Genomic DNA, 529 nt, shown 5'->3' on the forward strand with positions numbered 1-529 from the left:
CAAGAGAGTTAAATTGGATTGTGTATATTGCTTCGCAAAGTATAGTTATCCATATGCCAAGGGTACTTAATATTGAAATAATAGTGCCAAACATCCGCCATAGTGCATATATAAAGCGGAGGATGTCTGCACAAATTTAATTTACCTTATTTAGGGTTAAGTACTAATGGACTACTTCGTCGCTATTTTTTTATTTGCTATTTCATCCTCAATTACACCAGGCCCTAATAATGTGCTTGTAATGACGTCAGGCCTTAACTTCGGTATAAAAAAGAGTCTCCCTCTTTTATGTGGTATTTGCCTTGGCTTTACTGCGATGTTATTGATAGTTGGTATTGGTTTTATGCAGGTGTTTACGTATTTTCCTTCGTTGCATTTGGTCATAAAAGCACTGGGTGTAGGCTATTTGCTTTATTTAGTCGACACTGAAAATCACTTAATGCATTGATCTTCTTGATGATCTAAACGATCTTACTATCCTCATTTTGCAACGTTTGTTTTCTCACCCCTCAAAACCTTGCAAAATGGA

At 36.1% G+C, this 529-nt stretch carries 1 pseudogene; it reads left to right on the forward strand.

The window, feature by feature from the left end:
* Positions 1-166: 166 nt before the first annotated feature.
* A pseudogene (locus tag HC733_RS22610) lies at positions 167-418 on the forward strand (LysE family translocator); the annotation flags it as partial.
* Positions 419-529 lie beyond the last annotated feature (111 nt).

It is taken from the genome of Pseudoalteromonas sp. S16_S37 (assembly GCF_014694405.1).
Classification (GTDB): Bacteria; Pseudomonadota; Gammaproteobacteria; order Enterobacterales; family Alteromonadaceae; genus Pseudoalteromonas.